The sequence below is a fragment of the Enterobacter sp. 296B2 genome, assembly GCF_034106185.1.
Lineage (GTDB): Bacteria > Pseudomonadota > Gammaproteobacteria > Enterobacterales > Enterobacteriaceae > Enterobacter > Enterobacter cloacae_N.
In genome coordinates, this window is the sequence record NZ_JAWNCA010000043.1 from 19126 (window position 1) to 27445 (window position 8320).

Genomic DNA, 8320 nt, shown 5'->3' on the forward strand with positions numbered 1-8320 from the left:
ATAAGGTGAAGCAACACATTGTTATTTATCTTCGAACTTTGCTGCCATACATTTCTTATGGCGGCGGCCTATCCCTCTCTTTTTAGGTGGGTAAATAATGATGATATATCCTGGAGCTTCTTAAAATGGGTCAGGCTTTTTATCTTTTGGCTTCCGGGCCTTGAGGAGAGCTTTACACGCCATGCAGGGATAGCCATTTATTTCTGATTATCTTCAATCAGTTATATTCCGGTGAACATGTTTTCCACACGTGATCATATAAGCCTGAACATTATAATTAAAACAAGTGGCTTAATAAAAGTAATAAATTTGCGTTAAGGAAAGGCTTTTATCATGCACACACAGACCATTTTTGAATTAAGCCAGGAAGCTGAACGTTTGTTACAGCTCGCCCTGCAAAATCTCGATACCCTGAGGTCAATGCCGACAGCGATGCTGGAGAACACGACGGCGGCTATTACGGGAGAAAAGAACAACGTTCTGCCTTTGCATTTTAGTGCGCGGGGCGTCGAAGCACAGCAGGCAACGCTGAATAATGAATTACGCAAAATAACACGTCTGGAAATGGTTCTGGCTATCGTTGGCACGATGAAAGCGGGGAAATCGACCACCATTAATGCCATTGTAGGTACCGAAGTGTTGCCGAACCGCAACCGCCCAATGACGGCGCTTCCTACGCTGATCCGTCATACGCCAGGCCAGAAGGAGCCGGTGCTCCACTTCTCACATGCCTCTCCTATTGATGATTTGATCCACCTGCTGCAGAAAAAGCTCTGCGATTACGATCGCGGCAAGCTGGCTTTGCATCTGGAAATTGATAAGGACATGAATACGCTGCTTGAACGCATTGAGAGAGGCGAGGCCTTTGAAAAGCATCATCTGGGCGCGCAGCCAATATTTCATTGCCTGAAAAGTCTCAATGACCTGGTGAGACTCTCCCAGGCGCTGGGCGTGGCGTTTCCGTTTTCCGAATACGCGGCCATCGAACATATTCCGGTGATTGAAGTGGAGTTCGTGCATCTTGCGGGTCTGGATGCCCACCTCGGGCAGTTGACGCTGCTCGATACCCCCGGCCCCAATGAGGCTGGACAACCGCATCTGCAAAAAATGCTTAGCGAACAGCTCGCCCGCGCGTCGGCGGTGCTGGCGGTGATGGATTATACCCAGCTTAAATCTATTTCTGATGAAGAGGTCCGTCAGGCTATTTCGGTGGCGGGGAAATCAGTGCCTCTTTATGCGCTGGTGAATAAATTCGACCAGAAGGATCGCAATAGCGACGATGAAGAGCAGGTCAGGGCGATGATCTCTGGCACCTTAATGAAAGGCAATATTTCGCCTGGCCAGATCTACCCTGTTTCATCTATGTGGGCGTATCTGGCAAACCGTGCGCGCTACGAAATGAATAGCCACGGACGCCTGCCGGATCATCAGGAGCAGCCCTGGGTGCAGGATTTTGCCGAAGCTGCCCTCGGACGCCGCTGGCGTACGGCGGACCTGGACGATATTGACCATATCCGTCACGCAGCCGATTTGCTGTGGGAAGATTCGCTGTTTGAACAACCGATACGCAAACTGATTTACGCCGCCTATGCCAATGCCTCGTTATTCGCGCTGCGTTCGGCGTCGCATAAGTTGCTCAACTACGCGCAGAATGCCCGGGAGTATCTCGACTTCCGCTATCAGGGGCTGACGGTGGCCTTTGAGGCGCTGGAAATGAACATCGCGCGTCTTGAAGAAGATATGGCGCTGCTGCAAACGCGTCAGCGCGCGGTGAGCGATGAGGTGAAACATGAAGTTGAGCAGGCGCTGAACGCTACCGCGGACTTTATGGGGGCCCAGAAAACGGCGCTTCATCAGTCGATTGATCAGGTTTTCAGCACTCACAATATTCTTGATTTGGCAGGCATTGACCGGCTCAATCACCGCAGTGACGAACCGCAAGAGCTGAAACAGCTGGTTCTGGATGATGAAGGGCAGGCGCAGATCGCGCTGAGTAAAATTCGCTCCTCCTGTGAACTGATCATGCTGGATGCGCAGACGAAAATCTGCAGGGAGCTGGCGTTACGCTTCGATCAGCTGGAATCTACGCTGGCGCGTTCGCTGAATGAAGCTATGCGCCCCATTGAAACGCGTATTAAAGAGCATCTGAGCCATGCCGGCTTCCGGGCGCGGATCAGCTTCCCGGCTTTTCAGGCTAACCAGCTTAATTTCAATACGCGGTCCCTGTTTAACGATGCTATTGCGGAGGATAACCGCCCGGCAGGTCAGCCTTCCGCCGGGAGCAGTATGCGTGAAACCGTTTCGCGGTGGCTGAATAATCCTGGCTGGGGCTGGGATGATTATGTGGTCACGCGCACGCGCTATGTTATCGACATTGCGCAGCTGCATGACAAATTTAAGCAACATATTGATCAGTTTTGTGAACAAATACGTAAAGCTTTGTCCGCTCAGGTCGATGTCTCTGTTACGGCCGGAATGGCGACGTTCTTTGCAGAATTTTCGTTATGCCTGACCGGCTTACAGGAAAGCTTGCGTGATAGCCTCGCAGTGCGTCAACAAAATGAGCATTCGACCCGAGCGCTCAGCCAGCTGTTGAAGCAAAGCATTACGACTGCGGCGTGGATTCAGGAAGATACCCGACTGTTACGCGATGATATTCAAACACTATTCGCGGCAGAGCAACCATGACAACACAGCTACTGGACGGTCCCGGGCGGACGCTGGAGTGTATTCATCCCAAGTTTATGGTCGATCTTGTGCAGGGCGTGGACGCGGCGCGATATCCCCATCTGGGGCCGCAGCAGTTGCAGTTTCGTGAGCGTTTGACTCAGGAAATCATGACGCACACCCGGCTACGGCCCTGGGCGATGGCGGGAATGCTTAATGAGAACGCGGCCCTGCGCCTGGGGCTGGCGGAAAAACTTGCCGGCATGCTGGATCCGGGCCATCTCGCGCTGACGCTGATGGCCGATAAACTGATTGCGCTGCGCCAGCAGGCCCACTTGCGCGCTCAGCCATCCCCCGGCCTGCTTGAGCAGTACGTGCAGCTCTCCTCTCATTTTACCCAACGTGCTGCCTATAAAGAAAAGGCGCTGACCCAGCGTGGACTGACGGTACAGGCGGGCGAGCACAGTGAACAAATTTTCACCCGCTGGCGAGCCGGCCACTATGATGGCTGGTCTTTGGCCGGGCGCTGCTTCATCGTCCTCGAAGAGCTGCGCTGGGGAGCATTTGGCGATGCATGCCGTCTGGCGAACGACGATGTGTCGGCAATGCTCAAGGATAATTTACGCAGCATGGCTGCCAACTACCTGGCTCAGGGCATCAATGCGTCTCCCACGACGCGCCATTTTTATCATCAGTGGCTGACTACGCCCGCTTCGGCGGGTTTAATCGATCATAAAGACATGCTGGGCTGGCTCGGCGACTGGTGTCAGGCGGATGCACACCCGGTGAGCTGGTCAGTAACGCAAAGCTGGCAGACCGTCGCGCTGGGTATGCCGAGGCTGTGTTCGGCAAAACGGCTGGTGGATGCGATGGTGGAGGAGATTTTTGGTTGAACCCCCCTCACCCTGACCCTCTCCCCATAGGGGAGAGGGGATAGACGGGTGCGGTGTGTTAATGATTCATCTCAATCGGTTTCGGTTCAGGCTGGATCTCTTGCACATTTCCGTAGCGCTTCGCGTAAAGCGCCGTGATGATGGGCACCAGGATCGCGGTGACAATCACGCTGGCGGCAACCAGTGCCGTTGCGGAAGCGGCTACCGGTTCAAAGGCCGGGTTTATCTGGGCAATAATTACCGGGTTTGCGACGGCAGCGCCTGCGGCTGAAGAGGCGGCGACGCCCGCCGTGCCGTTTCCTCCCCCGATCACGCGGTCGGCAATAATCAGCGGAATACCGGTGATGATGATAACCGCGACACCCAGCACAATCCCCAGCAGTCCCGTATCAAGGATCACGTTCAGGTTGATGGTGTTGCCCAGCGCAAAGCCAAAGAACGGGATCAGCACTGGCGTAGCTTTGCTGAAGAAATCACGCAGATCGTGATCCAGATTACCCAGGGCAAAACCGATCAGAAACGGCAGGATCGCGCCGACAAAGTGGTGCGGCTCAAAAGAAGCCAGGCCAGCAGACCCCAGGATCAGCATCGTCATGAGCGGGCCGGATTCCAGAGACATCAAAACAAATGCGCCGGACTCCTCTTTCGTTCCGTACTGGTTCATCAGGCTGGCATACAGCCCGCCGTTGGTCATATCCATCGCCGAGACAATCGCCAGGACGGATAGCCCGGCGAAGAAACCGGTCTGAATTCCATTTTCCGGAATGAACATCGCGCATATCATTGCGACAACCCAGGCGACCGCTATTTTGGTTATCACCAGCGTTCCGGATTTGCGTAATACGGTACCCGTAGCGCGTAAATTAATGGATGCGCCGATACAAAAGAACCAGACGGCCAGGATGGGAACGGTACCCGTAATCATCCCTTTTGTGAAACCACCAAAATAAGCCCCGGTATCAGGTGCTAATGTATTCAGAATGGCGCCGAGTACCAGCGGCACCAGCATCATACCACCCGGTATACGTTCTATCGTGGCTTTAATCTTCATATACAACCCTCATAATTTTTACCACTCGTGGCGAGCGGCAGGTGTAAATAAAAAATCAATAAATTCAACTTGATGAAGGGTTTTTTGATGGTTTGTATTTGATAACCCCGCAACCAAAATGCAGTAAGTGCTCTTCTTTTCTCTTGCCAGAAAGCACCTGGTGCTATGTTTCGGGAATTATCATGCGATCACTGGAATAATGATTCAATGAAAATAAAACGATGTTTTAGTTATCTGTATCACATATTGAATGTAAACTTTACGACGCGTTCTGTCAGGTGAGGTTTTATGTAAATCTCTTGTAAAAATTTGCCTTTATATTCCGGGATAAAAAGAAAACGGATCATGCTGAAAATCATTATCAAGGGAAGGGTTGAGAAAGGTCTTATTTGCGGAAGTTGACAAATGCTGTCTTCACTTTACGCAGCATAAATATATGTGTGAAGTTGATCACAAATATAAACGCTGGTAGGGTAAAAAGGTCATTAACTGCCCAGACAGGCGTCAACAGGTTCGGTTGTATCGACGGAAAACGTCAATGTAAGTAAACCTGCTACGCTTGAATAAGGCGATTCGCATGGAGCGGATCCCATGGTTCGCAGCACGCTAACTGGACTGTGAAACAGACAGGGCCGAGTCAACGAGGATAGCTATGCTAAGAAGGAAAAAGGTTAAACCCATCACACTGCGCGACGTCACCATTATTGATGACGCAAAACTGCGTAAAGCCATTACTGCAGCCTCGCTTGGTAATGCGATGGAATGGTTCGATTTTGGTGTCTATGGCTTTGTCGCCTACGCGTTAGGTAAAGTGTTCTTCCCCGGGGCTGACCCCAGCCTGCAGATGATTGCCGCACTGGGTACGTTCTCCGTTCCCTTCCTCATTCGCCCGCTGGGCGGTCTGTTCTTCGGTATGCTCGGTGACAAATACGGTCGCCAGAAAATACTTGCTATCACCATTGTCATTATGTCGATCAGTACGTTCTGTATCGGCCTGATTCCGTCCTATGCCACGATCGGCATCTGGGCACCTATTCTGCTGTTGCTCTGTAAGATGGCGCAGGGCTTCTCCGTCGGGGGCGAGTATACCGGTGCGTCGATCTTCGTCGCGGAGTATTCCCCTGACCGTAAGCGCGGCTTCATGGGCAGCTGGCTGGACTTTGGTTCGATTGCCGGATTTGTGATGGGCGCGGGCGTCGTGGTTCTGATTTCAACCGTGGTCGGTGAGGAGAACTTCCTCGACTGGGGCTGGCGTATCCCGTTCTTTATCGCGCTTCCGCTGGGTATTATCGGTCTTTACCTGCGTCACGCGCTGGAAGAGACGCCTGCCTTCCAGCAGCACGTTGAGAAACTGGAGCAAGGTGACCGCGAAGGCCTGCAGGATGGTCCGAAAGTCTCCTTTAAAGAGATTGCGACGAAGCACTGGCGCAGCCTGCTGACCTGTATTGGTCTGGTGATTTCCACCAACGTCACTTATTACATGCTGCTGACCTACATGCCGAGCTATCTGTCGCATAACCTGCACTACTCGGAAGATCACGGCGTGCTGATCATTATCGCCATCATGGTGGGTATGCTGTTCGTGCAGCCAATTATGGGTCTGCTGAGCGACCGCTTTGGCCGTCGACCGTTTATCATCCTGGGGAGTGTGGCGTTGTTTGCGCTGGCGATCCCGGCCTTTATTCTGATCAACAGTAACGTGCTGGGTTTGATTTTCGCGGGTCTGTTGATGCTGGCGGTGATCCTGAACTGCTTTATCGGGGTGATGGCATCTACGTTACCTGCGATGTTCCCGACGCACATTCGTTATAGCGCGCTGGCGGCAGCGTTCAACATCTCTGTTCTGATTGCTGGCCTGACGCCTACGCTTGCTGCCTCTCTGGTGGAAAGCACGCAGAATCTGATGATGCCAGCCTATTACCTGATGGTTATCGCGGTAGTCGGTCTGGCGACCGGCCTGACCATGAAGGAGACGGCAAACCGTCCTCTGAAAGGGGCGACGCCTGCGGCATCCGATATTCAGGAAGCGAAAGAGATCCTGCGCGAGCATTACGACAACGTTGAGCAGAAGATTGAGGATATCGACGCAGAGATTGAAGAGCTGCAGAAGAAACGCTCCCGTCTTGTTGATCAACATCCTCGGATTAACGAGTAATAAAGAAACCCGCCAACGGCGGGTTTTCTTTTATTAGCATCCGGCGGCGATGTAGTCGCCGTTGGCGCTGATGGGGATGACCGTCAGGAAAAGAATGGTCGCGAACAGGATCAGGACGACCCCTCCGGCAATTTTAACTGCCGGCACCAGCCATCTTAACGAGCTATTTCCTCCGAACCATGCCACCGTGCGTTCACGGGCATAACGAACCGCCAGTGATAGCCCCATAATAGAGAGTGCCGTTCCTAAAGACATGGTCATAACGGCCGCCATCCCCCAGGTGACAATGCCCAGCGCGTTCGAAAACATCAGAATCATGATCGCACCGCTGCACGGGCGTGCGCCAATAGCCAGAATGACGCCCAGACGCGTTTTCCAGTCACCTTGTGTCAGATCTACGCCCACGCCATGATGGCCACAGCCACAGCGTTCATTATGCTGATGGAGCGGATTAATGGTGGAGACCGTCATTCTGCGCGGACGCAGGCTCTTCAGCGCCTGGTAAATGATGAAAGCACCAAACGCGCCAATCAGCACGGCGCTTATCTTCTCAACGTACCAGCGGCTGGTACTGATATCGCCTGACGCGAGGTTAAACCCCACCGCCAGAATAAAGACGAACAGAATCGCGCTAACGCCCTGCATCAGGCTGCCAATGAAGGGGACCACGCGGGCGGCCAGCTCGCTCTCCTTATTGGTGGTCAGATAGGTCGTCATTATGAATTTTCCATGCCCCGGCCCGATGGCGTGAAGGACGCCATAGAGGAAAGCGCCCGTTAAGAGCCATAATCCGCCGCTGTACTGGTGGTTGTTAAGCTGCAGCAGATACATCACCAGATAACGGTGCAGGGTAATTTGCGTGGCAAGACACCACTGGATAAAGGCGTTCCAGTGCGTATGCAGGGTAAATCCCGCGAAGAGGATTGCCAGCAATATTAACCCGGCTCTAGGAAGGTGCCAGTCGCGGCGCAGGCGTTGTGTATTCATGAAGGGGGCTCTGCGGAGAAGAATATTTGCCGCTAGTATAGATGATCTTCCCTTTCAGTTCGCAGGATCGCACCGGGATCCTGATGTAATTGTGGATAAGTCTGTGTGTAAAAAGGTATAAGGCGGGGTTTTGCTGTGGAATGCAGCAGTCAGTCATTTTTCTGTTATTTAACGGTTGCGGCCTGCGGAGAACTCCCTATAATGCGCCTCCATCGACACGGCGGATGTGAATCACTTCACAGACAACCCGGTCGGTTGAAGAGAAAAAATCCTGAAATAACGGGTTGACTCTGAAAGAGGAAAGCGTAATATACGCCACCTCGCAACGGTGAGCTGAAAGCCGCGTTGCAACTGCTCTTTAACAATTTATCAGACAATCTGTGTGGGCACTCAAAGTGACATGGATTCTTAACGTCGCAAGACGAAAAATGAATACCAAGTCTCTGAGTGAACATGCGTAATTCATTACGAAGTTTAATTCACGAGCATCAAACTTAAATTGAAGAGTTTGATCATGGCTCAGATTGAACGCTGGCGGCAGGCCTAACACATGCAAGTCGAACGGTA

The 8320-nt window shown here is 52.5% G+C and carries 5 protein-coding genes and 1 rRNA gene; 4 read left to right on the top strand and 2 right to left on the bottom strand.

The window, feature by feature from the left end; genetic code table 11:
- The first annotated feature begins 333 nt into the window (after nt 1-333).
- Together crfC and URZ40_RS21540 are read left to right on the top strand one after the other, a co-directional pair.
- Nucleotides 334-2688, top strand: coding sequence for a clamp-binding protein CrfC (gene crfC, locus URZ40_RS21535; protein WP_320721118.1), 2355 nt, complete (start codon nt 334-336; stop codon nt 2686-2688).
- Complete coding sequence (locus URZ40_RS21540) at nt 2685-3560, top strand: diguanylate cyclase regulator RdcB family protein (protein WP_320721119.1); 876 nt, start codon at nt 2685-2687, stop codon at nt 3558-3560. The genes crfC and URZ40_RS21540 overlap by 4 nt, the downstream gene beginning before the upstream one ends.
- Before the next feature lie 58 nt (nt 3561-3618).
- Here URZ40_RS21540 and kdgT read toward each other — a convergent pair whose 3' ends face one another.
- Nucleotides 3619-4611 carry a 2-keto-3-deoxygluconate transporter gene (gene kdgT / locus URZ40_RS21545; protein ID WP_080330013.1) on the bottom strand — a complete coding sequence of 331 codons (993 nt, stop codon included), beginning with the start codon at nt 4609-4611 and terminating at the stop codon, nt 3619-3621.
- A gap of 652 nt (nt 4612-5263) precedes the next feature.
- On the opposite strand from kdgT, the gene proP reads away from it, so the two are divergent.
- A complete protein-coding gene (gene proP / locus URZ40_RS21550; RefSeq protein WP_041911505.1) occupies nt 5264-6766 on the top strand; it encodes a glycine betaine/L-proline transporter ProP in 1503 nt (500 codons plus the stop codon).
- Nucleotides 6767-6799: 33 nt separating this feature from the next.
- Here the strand turns inward: proP and URZ40_RS21555 are convergent, their stop codons facing one another.
- On the bottom strand, nt 6800-7753 hold the full coding sequence (locus tag URZ40_RS21555) for a nickel/cobalt transporter (protein WP_320721120.1): 954 nt from the start codon (nt 7751-7753) through the stop codon (nt 6800-6802).
- 496 nt (nt 7754-8249) lie between these two features.
- On the opposite strand from URZ40_RS21555, the gene URZ40_RS21560 reads away from it, so the two are divergent.
- Nucleotides 8250-8320: ribosomal RNA gene (locus URZ40_RS21560) — 16S ribosomal RNA — on the top strand; the annotation flags it as partial.